The organism is Odoribacter lunatus, from assembly GCF_943193135.1.
Lineage (GTDB): Bacteria > Bacteroidota > Bacteroidia > Bacteroidales > Marinifilaceae > Culturomica > Culturomica lunata.
Genome location: NZ_CALPCZ010000002.1, coordinates 122,266 through 139,483 on the forward strand (window position 1 = coordinate 122,266; position 17,218 = coordinate 139,483).

Sequence of the window (17,218 nt, forward strand, 5' to 3'; positions counted from 1 at the left end):
CCGAACAGACACAGGGCGATAGAATAAAGCTTGGGAACAATCACTCAAAATCCTACACAACTAAATCTGAGTATCAGACAATTACTTCAAAATATGTACCCCGTTCCGAGGTATCACCAAAACACCCGTAAGAAAATAAACAGTTACCCACGCTTGGTCTATATACAATAAAACCAAAAGTTTATTTGTTTCGGAATACGAGCTGATTATCCTTGATGTCTATTTCTATGTGGTTGTCTTTGGTTACTTGCTCCGACAGTATTTGTTTGGATAAGTCGTTCAGCAATACCCGCTGGATGATTCGTTTTACCGGTCGGGCGCCGAATTGCGGGTCGTATCCTTCTCCGGCTATCCATTCGACGGCTTTGTCCGTAACCTCCAGTACGATGCCGTTGTCCGACAGCATTTTGTTTACGCTGTTTATCTGCAAGCGGACAATATCCACGATTTCCGATTTTTGTAATGGTGTGAACATGATGACTTCGTCTATCCGGTTGAGAAATTCGGGTCGGATGGTCTGTTTCAATAGTTCGTATACTTCGGTGTTTGTTTTTTCCAATACGTCATCCCGGTTTTTGTCATTCAGGTCTTTGAGTTTTTCCTGTATGATGTGTGCCCCGATGTTGGATGTCATGATGATAATGGTGTTTTTGAAGTCTACGACCCGTCCTTTGTTGTCGGTTAATCGTCCGTCGTCCAATACCTGTAAGAGTATGTTGAATACGTCTGGATGCGCTTTTTCTATTTCATCCAGCAGGATGACGGAGTAGGGTTTCCGCCGCACGGCTTCTGTCAATTGTCCGCCTTCGTCATATCCGACGTATCCCGGAGGCGCTCCTATGAGTCGGGAGACGGAGTGCCGCTCTTGGTATTCCGACATGTCGATACGGGTCATCTGGCTTTCGTCGTCAAACAGAAATTCTGCCAGGGCTTTTGCCAATTCGGTTTTCCCAACGCCGGTTGTTCCCAGGAAAATGAATGATCCGATGGGACGTTTGGCGTCCTGTAATCCCGCCCGATTGCGACGTACGGCGTCCGCCAGTGCTGCGATGGCAACGTCCTGTCCGACGACACGCCGGTGGAGTTGCTGTTCCAGAGAAAGCAGTTTTTGCCGTTCGCTCTGCATCATCCGATTGACGGGTATGCCTGTCCACCGCGATACGACTGCCGCGATGTCGTCGGCTGTGACTTCTTCCCGTATCAGGGATTCACCGCTTTTGCGTTCGGCCAGTTTTTGTTTCAGCACTTCGATGTGTTCTTCCGCTTCTTTTATTTTGCCGTAACGCAGTTCTGCCACTTTTCCGTAATCGCCGTCGCGTTCCGCTCCGGCAGCTTCAAATTTGTACTGTTCTATTGCTGCCTTTTCTTTTTGCAGTTCGTCGATGACGGCGCGCTCGGATTCCCAGCGAGCACGCAGTTTTGTACGTTCTTCGTTCAGATCTGCCAGTTCTTTGTTTATGCTATCGAGCTTTTGGCTGCTTCCTTCCCGCTTTAGGGCCTCTTTCTCTATTTGCAGTTGCTGTATTTTACGGTCCAGTTCGTCGATTTCTTCCGGTACGGAGTTCATTTCCAAACGTAACCGCGCAGCCGCTTCATCGACTAAGTCGATGGCTTTGTCCGGCAGGAACCGGTCGGATATGTAGCGATGCGATAATTCTACGGAGGCGATGATGGCATCATCGGTGATTCTCACTTTGTGGTGGTTTTCGTAGCGTTCTTTTAATCCCCGCATGATGCTGATTGCGCTCATGACGTCCGGTTCGTTTATCATGACTTTCTGGAAACGGCGTTCAAGGGCTTTGTCCTGCTCGAAATATTTTTGGTATTCGTTCAGAGTGGTTGCTCCGATGGCTCTTAAATCTCCTCTTGCCAGTGCCGGTTTGAGGATGTTGGCGGCGTCCATGGCTCCGTCCGATTTGCCCGCACCGACGAGTGTATGGATTTCATCTATGAAGAGGATGATTTCTCCGTCGGAGGAGATGACTTCATTAACGACGGCTTTCAACCGTTCTTCAAATTCTCCTTTGTATTTTGCTCCGGCGATTAAGGCTCCCATGTCCAAAGAGTATATCTGTTTGGAGGTTAAGTCGGAGGGTACGTCCCCGTTTACGATTCGTTGTGCTAATCCTTCTGCAATGGCGGTTTTCCCGACACCGGGCTCCCCGATTAGTATGGGGTTGTTTTTGGTGCGTCGGGATAATATCTGCAATACACGCCGGATTTCGTCGTCTCTCCCGATGACGGGATCGAGTTTGCCGTTGCGCGCCCGTTCGTTCAGATTGACCGCAAAGCGTCCGAGTGAGTCGTAGGTGGATTCAGCGGATTGGGAATTGACTTTCGAGCCTTTTCGCAGTTCGCTGATGGCGGCACGGGTTTCTTTTTCCGACATGCCGCTGTCTTTCATTAACTGGGCTGTCTGGTCTTTGCCGTCCAACAGTCCCAACAGGATATGTTCCAGTGAAATATACTGATCTCCCATCTCACTTGCCAGACGGGCGGCTTTTTCCAATACTTTATTGGTGTCCTGTGACAGGTATACGTCTGCACCGGAGACTTTCGGATAGGTATCTATTATTTTGTCTAATGCCGAGGAAAGCGCAGGGAGGTTTACACCTAATTTGTTAAAGATAAATTGTGTAACATTTTCTCCCACTTCCATGACTGCTTTTAGCAAATGCCCGGTTTCGATTGCCTGCTGACCTTTGCTTTGTGCATTCTGCACTGCTTTTTGCAATGCTTCCTGTGATTTGATTGTGTAGTTGTCCATGTTCATCATTACATTCTCCTTTCTATGGCTGGAAGTAAACAAAATGTATACCGTCCTCCTCCGGAAAATGTTTCAAGGGCTTTTTTATCTGTTTCTTGTCAATTTGACATAATTAATAAAAGATGAGCGACAAAATGACATGGATTCTGTTTCGTTTCCGAAATGTATCGATATATGGGTAATTTTTTTTAAATTTGTTTATCTATGGTCCCCAAGCGGATGAAGTATACGCCTACTTCAGAGAGTTTAATTTCACGATACGAAGTCCGCTTGGAGATTTTTGAATGTTCTTATCAGTTCATGAATACGTAGGAAATGATGTTTGCCCCCATTTCTAATGCCTGTTCATGTTTTATTGCGGGGTCTTTGTGTACTTCCGGGTCTTCCCAACCGTCTCCCAGGTCTGTTTCATATGTATACAATACGACCAGGCGGCCGTCTTTGATAATGCCGAATGCTTGCGGACGTTTGGCATCGTGTTCGTGAATTTTAGGCAATCCTTCCTGAAATTTGTATTTTTGATTGAAGATGGGATGGTCCCATGGCAGTTCAATCAGTTCGTCGTCCGGAAATATCTTTTTTATTTCTCTCCGGAAGGACTGGTCTAAACCGTAGTTGTCGTCCGCATGCAGAAATCCTCCGGCAAGGAGGTATTCCCGCAGGTTTTGTACTTCTACGGGAGTAAATACCACATTCCCGTGTCCGGTCATGTGTATAAAGGGGTAATTGAATATGTCCCGGTTGCCGGGTTCGACTGTTACGGGCTCGGCAGCCAAGTCCGTTTGCAGGTTTTTATTGCAGAATTTAATCAGGTTGGGCAGGGAGGTGGGGTTGGCGTACCAGTCGCCGCCTCCTTTGTATTTCAACAAGGCGATTTTTACTTTCGTATCCTGTCCCCACATCCAGCGCGGTACGATTAAAAATAAGGCGAGTACCAATATGATTTTCAATATGTTTTCCATGATGATTATACTTTATTGATAAAGTTTATACTATGGCAGGCAACTACTCCCGCTGTTTCGGTTCTTAAACGACTTTCGCCCAGTGTGATGGGAACGAAACCGGCTTCTAATGCCCATTTAACCTCTTCTTCCGAGAAATCTCCTTCCGGTCCGATGAGAATGACTGCGTTCGTGCCGGGAGTATATATTTCGCTCAAATGTTTTTTCTCTCCGGGATGACAATGGGCGATGTATTTCTGCTCTTCTTTTACGGATGTTATGAATTGTTTGAAGTCCGTCATCGGCTGCAAGCGGGGTACATAGGCTTTTAACGATTGTTTTACGGCAGCGATGATGACTTTTTCCAGGCGTTCTTCTTTTACGATTTTCCGTTCCGAATGTGCCGAATTTATTAAGGTAAATTCATCTGTTCCTATTTCCGTGCATTTTTCCAGCATCCACTCGGTGCGGTCGATGTTTTTGGTGGGAGCAACCGCTATGTGCAAACGGAAAGGGCGTTTGCCGTATTGTTTCGTTCTGGAAATTATTTTAACCTCACACCCTTTTGCTTCAGCCCGGATGATGCGTCCTGTATAAAATCCCCCCTGTCCGTCTATCAGGGATATTTCGTCTCCTTCTTGTAGTCTCAATACCCGCACGCAGTGTTTCGATTCTTCCGGATTGAGCGTATAATTGTCGCCCGTAATGTCAGGTGTGTAAAATAAGTGCATGCCTGTTTGTTTATTTCCGTCCAAAGGTATAAATAAAAAATGCCGCTGGCAAGCGGCATTTTTATATTAACATCCGACGGGGTTATTCATCGTCATCGGATTCTTTGTAGCTGCTCAACAGTTCTTCCTGTATTTCACCCGGTACTTTTTCGTATCCGGCGAATTTCATACTGAAGGTGGCACGTCCTCCGGTAATAGAGCTTAATGCGGTGGAATACCGCTGCATTTCCTTTAAGGGGACTTTTGCCATGATTTTCTGGAATCCGTTGTCGCTGTCCATGCCCATGATGATTGCGCGCCGTGTCTGTAAGTCGCTCATGACGTCGCCCATGTCTTCTTCGGGCACAAGTACTTCGACGTCGTAAATCGGTTCCAATACTTTCGGCCCTGCGTTTTTGAAGGCTTCGCTGAATGCGTGGCGTCCCGCTAGGCGGAAGGAGATTTCGTTGGAGTCTACGGGGTGCATTTTCCCGTCATAGATACATACCCGAATGTCTCTGGCATAGGAGCCTGTCAAGGGGCCTTCTTCCATTTTTTCCATGATGCCTTTCAATATGGCGGGCATGAAACGTGCTTCGATGACTCCGCCCACGATGCAGTTATAGAAGATTAGTTTTCCGCCCCACGGCAAGTCATATTCTTCTTTTCCTTTGACGGACATTTTGCTGTCTACGCCACCGATTTTATAGGAGGTCGGTTCGGGCATGCCTTCCGTATAGGGCTCGATGACCATGTGCACTTCGCCGAATTGGCCGGCTCCTCCCGATTGTTTTTTATGACGGTATTCCGCCTGTGCGAATTTCGTGATGGTTTCCCGGTAAGGAATTTTCGGTACTACAAATTCGATTGCTACTTTATCATTGTGTTCGATACGCCATTTCATGGTGTTCAGATGAAATTCACCCTGTCCGGAAAGTATCAATTGTTTTAGTTCTTTGGAGTATTCCACCAGCAAAGAGGGGTCTTCTTCGTGCATCCGGTTTAATACTTCCGCCATTTTTTCGTCATCTCCTTTGTTTACCGCCCGAACGGCTGTTCTGAATCGGGGTTCGGGGTATTTTATCAGAGGAAATTTATAAGTGCAGTCTTTTGCGTTCAATGTATCTCCGTTACGGGTGGCTTTCAGTTTTACGGTGGCTCCGATGTCTCCGGCTTTTAATTCGGAAACTTTCATGCGGTTTTTGCCTGCTACGGCAAATAGCTGGCTGATGCGCTCTTTGTTTTCGTTTGTCATGTTGGTCAGGTCGTCTCCTTCTTTCAGGGTGCCGGACATGACTTTGAAATAGTTTATATCTCCTAAATGCGGTTCGATGGAAGTTGAGAATACAAAGATGGAAGCCGCTCCGTTTTCATCGTAAGGCACCGTTGTGCCGTCTATTGTTTCCGTTCCCGGCATGGCGGCTGCATTGGGGGCAACGTTTACCAGGAATTCCATGAATCTCCGTACACACATGTCTTTTTCGGCAGATACGCAGAAAACGGGGAACATGTCCCGTTTTATCAATCCCGCTCTGATTCCCGCTCTCATTTCGTCTTCGGTGAGGCTCCCTTTTTCAAAGTATAATTCCATTAATTTATCGTCATTCTCGGCAGCTGCTTCTATCAATGCGTTGTGCAGTTCGTCCGCTTTTTCTTTTTCTTCTTCCGGAATAGGCAATACGTCGGGTTTTCCTCCCTCCGGTTTCCATTTGTACATTTCCATCTTCAATACGTCTACGACCATGTTGAATCCGGTTCCCTGATTAACGGGGTATTGCACTAATACCACTTTTTTCCCGAATGACGCTTTGGCATGTTCTATTGTCTGCTCGAAGTTGGCTTTTTCGTGGTCTAATTGATTGACGATGAAGATTATCGGTTTGTTCAATTTCTTGGCATGACGGCTGATGATTTCCGTGCCGACTTCTATTCCTTTTACTGCATTGACTACCATGACTGCCGTGTCCGCTACATTGAGCGCAGAGATAACACCTCCGACGAAATCATCGGCTCCCGGGGTGTCGATAAAGTTCAGTTTCTGATTCTTCCATTCGGCATACAATACTGCCGGAAAGACGGATGAACCGTATTCCTGTTCCACAGGCCGATAATCGGAGGCGGTATTTTTAGCACTTACGCTGCCTCTGCGTGGGATGACCCCGCCTTCATACATCATTGCTTCCGCCAGCGTGGTTTTCCCGGAACCGGCGCTACCCACGAGCGCGATATTTTTGATTTCACTTGGACTGTAGGTTTTCATGGTAATTAGGTTTTAATTAGTAAAATTACGCGTTTCAAACGTTTTAAAAACAGTTCACAAATTAGGTACTATTTTTCACAAAAACAATAATAAGTATCATAAAGAAGCAAAATAATTGCGTGATTGTTAAAATTCGCTAAAACTATCGCCGCTAAAGTAAGCCGGGACGTATATATAAAAGAGATGGTATGCTTTTTGTATTGTTGCTTATAAAGTAATATTAAGTCTTTAAATTATGGAACATTCATCATTATTTGCAGGGAATATGTGGATCTGGGTTATTTTTATCGGATTTACCCTTGTCAGCTGGCTTATCAGTAGTCAATTAAAGAGCCGTTTTGCAAAATATTCAAAAATTCCGACCGACAACGGTATGACGGGGCGGGATGTAGTCGAAAAGATGCTTCGGGATAACGGTATAACGGGAGTGAAGATTGGTAGTGTGGAAGGCCAACTTACCGACCATTATAATCCGGTTAATAAAACGATTAATCTTAGCCGGGAGGTGTATTACGGTAACAGTATCGCTGCTGCCGCGGTTGCTGCCCATGAGACGGGACATGCTATTCAGCACGCGAAGGCATACAGTATGCTGAAGTTGCGTTCTGCTTTGGTGCCGGCTGTAGAATTTGCTTCCCACTGGGTGCAATGGGTTTTGCTGGCAGGTATTATTCTTGTGAACAGTTTTCCCGGCTTATTGCTGGCGGGTATTGTACTTTTCGGTATTATGACTTTGTTTAGTTTTATCACGCTGCCTGTTGAAATAGATGCCAGCCACAGGGCTTTGGCTTGGTTGAGAAATTCTGGTATTACCAATTACCAGACGCAAGGGTTTGCTTTTGATGCGTTGAAATGGGCTGCCTATACGTATGTTATTGCTGCTTTGTCTTCGTTGGCGACATTGCTTTATTATATAATGATTTATTTAGGCAGGCGGGATTAAAGAAGGGTGGATTTTGTTCTTAAAAAAAGCTCCTTGAAGGTGAAATCCAAGGAGCTTTTTGTTATTAGCATTATTCCTGACTTGGAATCTCGCTTTGTTCTTCCGGTTTTTGCGGAACGGTTTGTTCCTCTGGTTGCGGTTGTATCGGTTTTTGCTTGAACGGCTTGAACACTTTTTTGATGGTGTCTACATAATCAAGTTTTTCCCAGGTAAAGAGTTCTACTTCTTTTTCAACCGCAGGCCAATAGCTTGATGTGTAGGCTTTTTTTACAATCTGCGGTTTTCGCCCCATATGTCCGTAACTTGCTGTTTCCTGATAAATGGGATTGCGAAGTTTCAAACGCTCTTCGATGGCTTTTGGCCGCAAGTCGAAGATGTCTTTTATTTTAGCGGCTATTTCCGGGTCACTAAGTTCTACTTTCGCCGTTCCGTATGTGTTTATGTATACTCCGACAGGACGGGCTATCCCGATAGCATAGGAGATTTGTATCAAAATCTCATCCGCTACACCGGCGGCTACGATGTTTTTAGCAATGTGTCGGGCAGCATACGCAGCCGAACGGTCTACTTTGGAAGGGTCTTTTCCTGAAAATGCCCCACCGCCGTGGGCTCCCTTACCTCCGTATGTGTCTACGATGATTTTACGTCCCGTTAATCCGGTGTCTCCATGAGGTCCCCCGATAACGAATTTTCCGGTAGGATTGACATGCAGGATTAAGTTTTTGTCAAACAATGCCTGTGCCCGTTTCGGCAATTTAGCTTTTACCCGGGGTAATAAAATATCGATAATGTCTTTTTTAATCCATTCTACCATGGCTTTGTCTGCTTTCAACTGGGCTTCCGGTGTTTCGTTTGCCGACTGGATAAATTCGTCGTGCTGCGTGGAAATAACAATGGTATGAATCCGGTGCGGTTTGCCGTCATCTCCGTATTCAACGGTTACCTGCGATTTGGAATCGGGACGCAGGTAATTCATCAATTGTCCTTCTTTACGGATTTGTGCCAGTTCCTGCAGGAGCAGGTGTGCCAGTTCCAACGACAAAGGCATGTAATTATCGGTTTCATTGCAAGCATACCCGAACATCATCCCCTGGTCGCCAGCTCCCTGTTCCATGGGGTCTTCGCGCACTACGCCCCGGTTAATGTCGGGTGATTGTTCGTGAATGGCGCACAGCACACCGCAACTGTTGCCGTCAAACATGTATTCGCTTTTGGTATAGCCGATTTCATTGATTACTTCACGGGCTATTTGTTGTACATCTACGTAGGTTTTGGTTTTTATTTCGCCTGCAACGATTGTTTGTCCTGTGGTTACCAATGTCTCGCAAGCGACTTTTGCTTCCGGATCAAAAGCCAGAATCCGGTCAAGCACAGCATCTGAAATCTGATCGGCTACTTTGTCAGGGTGTCCCTCCGATACGGATTCCGAAGTAAATAAGTATCCCATAATTTAATTGAATTTGGATTTTAATTTAATTAATACTATGGAAAAGTGCTGGATGGTTGTATTCAGAAGTAATGCGTTTTAGCAATTTTTTTCCGTGGTTGCAATCAGCCAAATCTTTCCACTTAAAACTGCGCAAAGATAGGAGAATTAATTAATTTTGCCTTCAATTGATTACGTTTATTTTTTTTATCAGATATGGTTTTCTTTTATAATATCGGTATTTTACTTTACACGTTTGCCATACGTCTTGCGGCATCTTTTAATGAAAAGGCTTCCCTTTGGATAAAAGGACGTAAGGGTATTTGGACGAAAATACGTTCGATGGAACGGGGGGATGCTCGCTTGGTGTGGTTTCATGCCGCTTCTCTCGGAGAGTTTGAACAGGGGCGCCCTGTCATGGAGGCATTGAAAAAATCCCGACCCGATACCAAGATTATATTGACCTTTTTCTCTCCGTCCGGTTATGAAATACGAAAGAATTATCAAGGGGCCGATTATATTTATTATTTGCCTTCCGACACGCCTCGGCATGCCCGGCGGTTTGTCGAATTGGTGCGACCGGATGCCGCTGTGTTTATTAAATATGAATATTGGTACCACTATTTAAAACAACTGCATCTGCGGCAAATTCCGGTGTATTTGATTTCCGCTATTTTCCGGAAAGAGCAGCCTTTCTTTAAGTGGTGGGGGGGACTTCACCGGCAAATGTTGCGGTTTTTCACCCGCCTTTTTATTCAGGACAGCGAATCTGCCCGGTTGCTTTCTTCTATTCATATTGAAGCATTTGAGCAGACGGGGGATACCCGTTTTGACCGGGTGAAACAGATTGCGGATGAAGCCCGGAATATTGAAATCGTCGAAAAGTTCCTCAATGGGCAACCGGCGATAGTGTGCGGCAGTACCTGGCCGCCGGACGAGGACCTGTTGCTGGAGTATATTAACCGGGATAGCAGTCGTTTCAAATGGATTATTGCTCCGCATGAAATCGGCGAAAGTCATGTTAAGAATATTCTAAACAAATGTCATAAAAAAGCTGTCCGTTATTCAGAAGAAACTGCCGACTGGGCCGATGCGGATATATTGCTTATTGATTGCATCGGATTGCTATCGTCTGTGTACAGGTATGGGAAAGCAGCTTATATCGGGGGAGGATTCGGTGCCGGTATTCACAATACACTTGAAGCGGCAGTATACGGCATGCCTGTTGTGTTTGGTCCCCGTTATCAGAAATTTAAGGAAGCTGTCAGTCTCATACAGGAAGGGGGTGCTTTCAGTATTCATACAGGAGAAGAATTAAAGGAAACACTGGATACGCTGATACAAAATCCCGCAATTATGGAAACAGCGGGCTCTCAAGCCTTGAAGTTTGTAAACAGTCAATTGGGTGCGACGGATGTTATTATGCGTTGTTTGACAACAACTTCGCAAACATAAACAGGCACATCCGGAGTTTATTTTAGCCAATCTTTCAGGGTATCAAGAATATCCATTTTGGTAATTTCTTCAAAATGTTTTATTCTGCATTGGTGCCCCATGTCTCCCCGTACATATTTGCTGCACTTATCGTTATTTTTTAAATCAACCGCTGTAGCTCCCCATGGGGCTTTGCCACCATAAATAAAAAGCATTTTTTCCGCATCGGTTTGCAGCCAGTGGTTGATAGCCTCCATCTGTGCTTCATCAAACGGTTTGCGTTCCGCATTCTCCGGGAAAGCAAAATCGAATCCGATGTTGTCTTTCTCGTCCATGTATTTTCGGAAAGGCCGCACGTTGTATTCATACATGCCTATTTCTGTTAATGCCGCATAAAAGAACGGATACATTTTGACGATTTCGGTATCGTCAAAAAAGGAAGGGGAAGATACTTTCACTAAATAATCAAATACGGATTCCAATTCATCTTCTTCCTGGGGGATATTTCCGCATTCATGTCCCCACTGCCAGAAAGCGAATTGAAATTCTAGAATAACCAGTTCCAGTGTCCGCTTCAGGCTCCCGACTTTCGTATAAGTGTATGCATGTTCCGCTGAATATTTCTCGAAAAGAGGTAATAGTTCGTCGATATGTTTGAAGCAATTCAATTGAAAATCCCGGACACGGTAAAAGCAATTTTCCTGTGCATCCCCGTTGCCGAAAAACAGATTGCCGAATCCTTTCTTTACGCTTCCGACTTTGCTGAGAAAACGCTCAATGCGGGGATCTGTTTCTTTCAGGTTTAATGGTGCCACATAAGGTACGCTGACATCCACGTCTTCCGGATAGAAGTAACGATGAAATATCGTTGTCTGTCCGCCCTTGCTGATACCTGTCGTTATCCATTTCGACTGCGGATAAAGGTTTGTCTTCAGGGCTTGTATAATTTCATGCTGGTCGGCAGCTGCTTGTTTTATAGTCAGATACTTCCAGGGAATTTCACCTTCCGGTACGCTTCTGTCAAAAAAACGGTGCTCTATCGTCAGCTGATTCCCTTTTAGTAGCCCGGCTAATTCTCCCTCTTTTTCGGTCCAGATGCTGTATCCTTCCAATTCCACAATAACGGGAGCCTTTTCTCTTTTATGTCCTAATAAAACCTTTTGCTTAAAAGTCCCGCCGGAAGGATTTTCATGATCTATCGGCTGCTCAAACCAAAATTCATAATATTCTCCGAAAGGCTCCACCTTCTTCTCCTTCACGTCACTGACTTTCGGTATCTGTTTCAGTTTTTCCAACACCCCGTCACCGGCAAATACGGTTCCTGCAAACAAGCATAAAATGGCTAATAGACCCAGACATTTTTTCATAATCCAAAACATTTTCCGTTTCGCCTGCAAGGTAGGAAAAAATGCGGACAAAGGAAAGAAGTCAGTGCCACGATACAATCGTATAACTGAAATTACCGTCTGTTCTTTCCTTTCTTAAAAGTTATCAGACTTTTTATAAATTTGCGCACTCAATTTGTTCGTACATGATGGGCATGAAATTTTGGAGTCGTTACAAAGAACATTATAAAGCACTGATACAGCTCGGAGGACCGATTGTCGTGGGGCAATTGGGCATCGTTATCGTGGGACTGGCGGATAATATCATGGTGGGACGTTTCGATACGTTGGATTTGGCGGCAGCCTCTTTTGTAAACAGTGTATTCAATATTCCTATTCTTTTTGGTTTGGGATTTTCATACGGACTGACTCCCCTTGTCGGACAGCTTTTCGGTCGAAAAGACAAATTCAAAATCGGACAGCTTTTACGTAATAGCCTACTGGTCAATGGCTGTATGGGTTTATTACTCACATTGCTCATGGGAACACTTTACTTAAATGTGGACAGACTAGGGCAGCCGGAAGAATTGCTACCCCTTATTCGCCCTTATTTTCTTCTGCATTTATTCTCTTTGCTGTTTGTGATGCTTTTCAATTCCTTGAAACAATTTTCAGACGGCATTACCGATACCGTCACGCCTATGTACATTATGGTTTCGGCTAATATATTGAATATTATAGGGAACTATGTCTTGATATACGGAAAATTAGGTTTCCCCGCAATGGGAGTGGTAGGTGCCGGTGTATCGACATTGCTTTCAAGAATAGTGATGTTTTTGGCTTTCGCTATTCTTTTTTGTTGTCGCAATTATTACCGTCGGTATTTGGTTGGCTATAAACGCGGGAGTTATAATCGTCAGGATATTGTCTCTTTGAATAAGATGGGATGGATGATTGGCATACAAATGGGACTTGAAACCGCGCTTTTCAGTTTAACGGGTGTCATGATAGGTTGGTTAGGCAGTATTGCTTTAGCCGCCCATCAGGTAGTTGTCGCTATTTCCACGCTGGGATTTATGATTTATTACGGTGTGGGGGCGGCTATTTCCGTCAGAGTCAGCAATTATTACGGACAGGGAGACCTTGCGAATGTCCGTAAAACAACGGTTGCCGGTTTTCATCTAATACTCTGTCTGGCACTGTTTACTTCCTCGATGTTTTTGATTTTCAGAAACAGTATCGGTCAGGTATTTACCAATTCGGAAAATGTCTTGCAAATCGTCTCCGTGTTGATTTATATTTTAGTAGCTTTCCAGTTCGGGGATTCATTACAAATTACGTTTGCTAACGCATTGCGGGGCATGGGGGACGTCGTATCCATGGCTGTCATTTCTTTTATAGGCTATTTCCTGATAGCATTGCCGACATGTTATTTAAACGGCTTTACTTTCAGTGGCGGCATTACCGGAGTATGGATAGGTTATCCTATCGGACTGACGGCAACGGGTGCTATGCTGTGCTATCGTTTTTATCGAATCACTTCCATGAAAAAATATGCTTAATAATCAACGTATACTCATTACAGGCGGTACCGGTTCTTTCGGGCAAAAGTTTATTGAATTGGCATTCCATACTTATCCTCAAATAAAAGAAGCGGTAATTTTCTCCCGTAATCCGGAAAAACAAGAAGCGATGAAACGCCGATTTCCTCATGTTCCCTTGCGATTTATATGTGGGGATATGGCTCATCCGGAAGAAGTGGAAAAGGCATGTGAAAACGTAGATATCATTATCCATACGGCAGCTTTACGGATTGTGCCGGATGCGGAAGTCGATCCGTGGGGAGCTGTGGAAACCAATGTCATCGGTGCCCACAATCTTATCCAGGGAGCTGTAAAGCATGATGTAAAACAGATTTTGGCATTATCGACCGATATGGCATCGCTGGTAAATAATACATACGGCGCAACGAAGATGTTATCCGATAAATTGTTTATAGCTGCCCATAGGCAATATCCTTCATTAAAAACATCTGTTATCCGCTACGGTAATATGTTCGGGTCTGCCGGAACCGTGATACCTTTTTTCTTGAAAAAAGCGAAAGAAGACGGGGTTTTGCCTGTCACCGATATTAAGATGACACGTTTTATGGCAACACTTGAGGAGTGTGTACACATCGCTTTTCAGGTTTTACAGAATAGTATCGGCGGAGAAATCATCGCTCCCAAAATCAAATCGTATAATATCATGACAGTTGCCCAAGCCGTAGATAGTCATGCAAAAATAGAAATCGTCGGTTTGCGTCCCGGAGAAAAATTATACGAAGAAATGGTGACCCGTTACAACTCCTTCCATACCATTGAAGCACAAGACGCTTATATCATTATTCCGCCTTATGGTGACAAAGAGGTTTTTTGTCGCCACTATTCTGCCCGTCCGGTAGAAATAGGCTTTGAATTTAATTCCGAAAACAATCCGAATAAAATGACAGTCGAAGATATTCAATCACTTATCCGGGCTATTCAGTGAGAGAAGTTGTTCTATCGTTTGATATCCCTTCTCTTTATCGGCAAAAAGGACGGTGTTAAATCCCATGTCGGCAGCAGCCTGGATATTGTCCGGTAAATCATCTATAAACAGGCATTCCTCTGCTTTCAAGCTGAAACGGGAAAGTAACAGACGAAATATTTCCGGTTCCGGTTTTACTGTCTTTTCGTGGGCTGAAATAATCTGTCCTTTAAAATAACGGAATACATCGCGTACTTTCAGATAGTCGTAAAATTCATTCGACATATTGGAAAGACAATACAATGAATATCCTTTTATCGATAGATTATGAATCAATTCTATTGTTTTCGGAATATCCGTCAGAGAATATTTTATAAACGCCATAAAATTCTCACATTCCGACAACGGAAATCCGGAAATGTCCGCCATGGCGCGAATCATTTCTTTTTCCGTTTGAACACCTCTGTCAAACTCTGTCCAATGTGTCTTGAAAAATCCGCTATGAAACAAAAACTGTGGCAGTCCCTTGTCTCCGTTATATTCTTTTTCCACTTTCGCCGGATTCCAGTCTACGACGACACCCCCTAAATCAAAAACAATATTTTTCATCAATATACAATGATTTCATCTGTAAACATAAACCCGGCTTGCTTCCTAGCAAAAATCCGGACATAGCGTCCCTGGGCGGAAAATTTCGTAACAAACTCCTTGAAGAACAAATCCGGTTTATCGGAAGGAATATCATTGTTTACCTGTCCTACTTCTATAAAATTCTTACCGTCTTCCGATACACTGACCTGTACATATTTCGGCATATATACACCGGGACCGGTCAGTTGCATAAACCTGATTCCGACAGAATGAAGCGTTTGCACGGAATCCAAATCGATGATTACATCCAGATTTTTTAAAAATCCTTGCCAGCGTCCGTCGCCGTAAGTCAGTCCGCCCCGGTAACCGTCCGTCAAAGTGGCATCCCCCGCAGCAGGGTAGGAACCACTGTATTTGTTTGCATAACTTACCTTCTTTCCAATGGCTTTGTGATAATCGAAACGTCCGGTTGAAATCACATCGCATCTTTTACCATCCGTAAACAAAGCTGCTTTCACCGTAGCCGAATCTACGCCGAAAGCCCCCGTATAAACAGACGAGTTCATATCAGGAATTGACCCGTCAAGCGTATAACGTATTTCAGGCTTATATTTTTCCGTATCAAACGTAATCCAAATTTGCTTTCTTGAAGTATCTACGCTCATTTCCATATCCACCCGGTTGCTTAAAGTAAAAGCATTTACCCCTTTTTTACGTAAATTTGTAATATGCGCCTGCACCCGCCGTTTGAAATCTTCATCATCTTTCTTTTCTTTTGGAGACCATACAACTTCCGCCAAGGCCAGCGTCCGAGGAAATGCCATATATTCCAGATGTTCCGGTGTCGGGATATATTCCGTCCACAGGTTAGCCTGTGCCCCTAAAACATGGGATGCCTCTTTCGCTGTCAATTCTGCCGGTACCGGATGATAAGAATATACCTTCAGATAGGGTAAAAATCCGCCGATAGCATAAGGCTGAGTTTCCGGTTCCGCTTGGTAACTGTCAAAATAACAATAAGTACCCGGCGTCATAATCACGTCGTGTCCGGAACGGGCTGCTTCAACTCCTCCCTGCTCTCCTCGCCAGGACATAACCGTAGCCCGTGGTGCCAAGCCTCCTTCCAGAATTTCATCCCAGCCGATAATTTTCCGCCCTTTTGAATACAGAAATTTTTCAACTCTTTTAATCAAATAGCTTTGCAGCTCCTTTTCATTCTTCAAATGTTCCGTTTTCATCCTTCTCTGGCATAGCGGGCATTTTTTCCAGGCACTTTTGGAGGCTTCATCTCCCCCGATATGAATGTATTCCGATGGGAAAAGCTCCATTACCTCCGCCAATACGTTTTCAATAAATTTAAAAGAAGCCTCGTTTCCGATACAGAATTCTCCGCTCTTCGCACTGTTCGGGCACTTTAATTTCGGATACACTGCCAAAACCTCTTCCGAATGTCCGGGCATTTCAATTTCAGGAATAACCTGTATATGCCGTTCTGCTGCATAAGCCACAATATCTTTAATCTCCTCCTGTGTATAATATCCCCCGTAGGCGCCTTCGTCCTCTTCTTTCATAAAAGTCCGGTCCCCTTTGTTCCACCATTCTATCCAATCTTCCTGCGTACGCCACGCTCCGTAGCGGGTCAGTTCCGGATAACGTTTGACTTCAAACCGCCACCCGCCGGCATCCGTTAAATGCCAATGAAACATATTGAACTTATACATTGCCATTAAGTCCAAATATTTTTTCACAAACTCCACCGGGAAAAAATGGCGGGCAACATCCAAATGGAGTCCTCTGTAAGAAAATGCCGGTTTATCGGATATCTGCACCACCGGCAAAATCCATTCCCGCTTATTCGCTTTGTAAAAACGATTATCCTCCAATATCTGTAAAAAAGTTTGCAAACCGTAAAACAGCCCCGTATTGGTAGATGCTTTTATTTCAACCCCATCCGGAGAAATGGATAAAAAATATCCTTCCTTCTCCATCTTCGCCAATGAATCTAGAGAAAAACGAATATAACTTCCTTCCTTTTCTTGTTCTCCGAAACGGTAAGACGCCAATGAATTGGTCACGGAATCAATATGTGTTATAAAAAAATCCCCGGAACAACCACCTTGCGAAAATATTCGGGTATATTGATTCAAACGACAAACACCCTTTCCAAATTCAACCTTTTCCGGAACCGGGATAACATTCAGTTCTTGCGGTACACGTTCCGATTGACATGCAACAAAAGAAAAACTAAAAATAAGGACAATACCTATTAAAAAATTTTGACAATACATAATTCATTTTATTATTTGTCGTAAA

11 protein-coding genes and 1 pseudogene are annotated in these 17,218 nt (G+C 44.3%); 4 read left to right on the plus strand and 8 right to left on the minus strand.

All coding sequences use genetic code 11. The annotated features are described in order from the left end of the window. Nucleotides 1-181 precede the first annotated feature (181 nt). The 4 genes from clpB to NFR61_RS02025 all read right to left on the minus strand — a co-directional run bounded on the left by clpB (nucleotide 182) and on the right by NFR61_RS02025 (nucleotide 6,678). Nucleotides 182-2,773 carry an ATP-dependent chaperone ClpB gene (gene clpB / locus NFR61_RS02010; RefSeq protein ID WP_251620185.1) on the minus strand — a complete coding sequence of 864 codons (2,592 nt, stop codon included), beginning with the start codon at nucleotides 2,771-2,773 and terminating at the stop codon, nucleotides 182-184. A 287-nt stretch (nucleotides 2,774-3,060) separates the two neighbouring features. Next, nucleotides 3,061-3,729 carry a DUF4159 domain-containing protein gene (locus tag NFR61_RS02015; RefSeq protein ID WP_251620078.1) on the minus strand — a complete coding sequence of 223 codons (669 nt, stop codon included), beginning with the start codon at nucleotides 3,727-3,729 and terminating at the stop codon, nucleotides 3,061-3,063. A 5-nt stretch (nucleotides 3,730-3,734) separates the two neighbouring features. Continuing rightward, nucleotides 3,735-4,439 carry a 16S rRNA (uracil(1498)-N(3))-methyltransferase gene (locus tag NFR61_RS02020; RefSeq protein ID WP_251620079.1) on the minus strand — a complete coding sequence of 235 codons (705 nt, stop codon included), beginning with the start codon at nucleotides 4,437-4,439 and terminating at the stop codon, nucleotides 3,735-3,737. A gap of 82 nt (nucleotides 4,440-4,521) precedes the next feature. After that, nucleotides 4,522-6,678, minus strand: a complete 2,157-nt coding sequence (locus NFR61_RS02025) for an elongation factor G (protein WP_251620080.1) — start codon at nucleotides 6,676-6,678, stop codon at nucleotides 4,522-4,524. 235 nt (nucleotides 6,679-6,913) lie between these two features. On the opposite strand from NFR61_RS02025, the gene NFR61_RS02030 reads away from it, so the two are divergent. Next, nucleotides 6,914-7,621, plus strand: coding sequence for a zinc metallopeptidase (locus NFR61_RS02030; protein WP_251620081.1), 708 nt, complete (start codon nucleotides 6,914-6,916; stop codon nucleotides 7,619-7,621). A gap of 166 nt (nucleotides 7,622-7,787) precedes the next feature. On the opposite strand, the pseudogene metK reads toward NFR61_RS02030, so the two are convergent. Continuing rightward, nucleotides 7,788-9,068 (minus strand): annotated as a pseudogene (metK, locus tag NFR61_RS02035) (methionine adenosyltransferase); the annotation flags it as partial. Between the two features lie 195 nt (nucleotides 9,069-9,263). Between metK and NFR61_RS02040 the strand changes: the two are divergent. Beyond that, nucleotides 9,264-10,502, plus strand: a complete 1,239-nt coding sequence (locus NFR61_RS02040; protein ID WP_251620083.1) for a 3-deoxy-D-manno-octulosonic acid transferase — start codon at nucleotides 9,264-9,266, stop codon at nucleotides 10,500-10,502. A gap of 17 nt (nucleotides 10,503-10,519) precedes the next feature. Here NFR61_RS02040 and NFR61_RS02045 read toward each other — a convergent pair whose 3' ends face one another. Next, on the minus strand, nucleotides 10,520-11,848 hold the full coding sequence (locus NFR61_RS02045; RefSeq protein ID WP_251620085.1) for a S28 family serine protease: 1,329 nt from the start codon (nucleotides 11,846-11,848) through the stop codon (nucleotides 10,520-10,522). Between the two features lie 167 nt (nucleotides 11,849-12,015). Between NFR61_RS02045 and NFR61_RS02050 the strand changes: the two genes are divergently transcribed. After that, nucleotides 12,016-13,368 carry an MATE family efflux transporter gene (locus NFR61_RS02050; protein WP_420910092.1) on the plus strand — a complete coding sequence of 451 codons (1,353 nt, stop codon included), beginning with the start codon at nucleotides 12,016-12,018 and terminating at the stop codon, nucleotides 13,366-13,368. Next, nucleotides 13,361-14,335: a polysaccharide biosynthesis protein gene (locus NFR61_RS02055; RefSeq protein ID WP_251620086.1), complete on the plus strand. Its 975-nt coding sequence runs from the start codon at nucleotides 13,361-13,363 to the stop codon at nucleotides 14,333-14,335. The genes NFR61_RS02050 and NFR61_RS02055 overlap by 8 nt, the downstream gene beginning before the upstream one ends. Here NFR61_RS02055 and NFR61_RS02060 read toward each other — a convergent pair. Continuing rightward, a complete protein-coding gene (locus NFR61_RS02060; RefSeq protein WP_251620087.1) occupies nucleotides 14,312-14,923 on the minus strand; it encodes an HAD family hydrolase in 612 nt (203 codons plus the stop codon). The two genes, NFR61_RS02055 and NFR61_RS02060, sit on opposite strands and share 24 nt — an antisense overlap. Further along, a complete protein-coding gene (locus NFR61_RS02065; RefSeq protein WP_251620089.1) occupies nucleotides 14,923-17,193 on the minus strand; it encodes a glycoside hydrolase family 20 protein in 2,271 nt (756 codons plus the stop codon). Before NFR61_RS02065 ends, NFR61_RS02060 begins: the two co-directional genes overlap by 1 nt. Nucleotides 17,194-17,218: the final 25 nt, after the last annotated feature.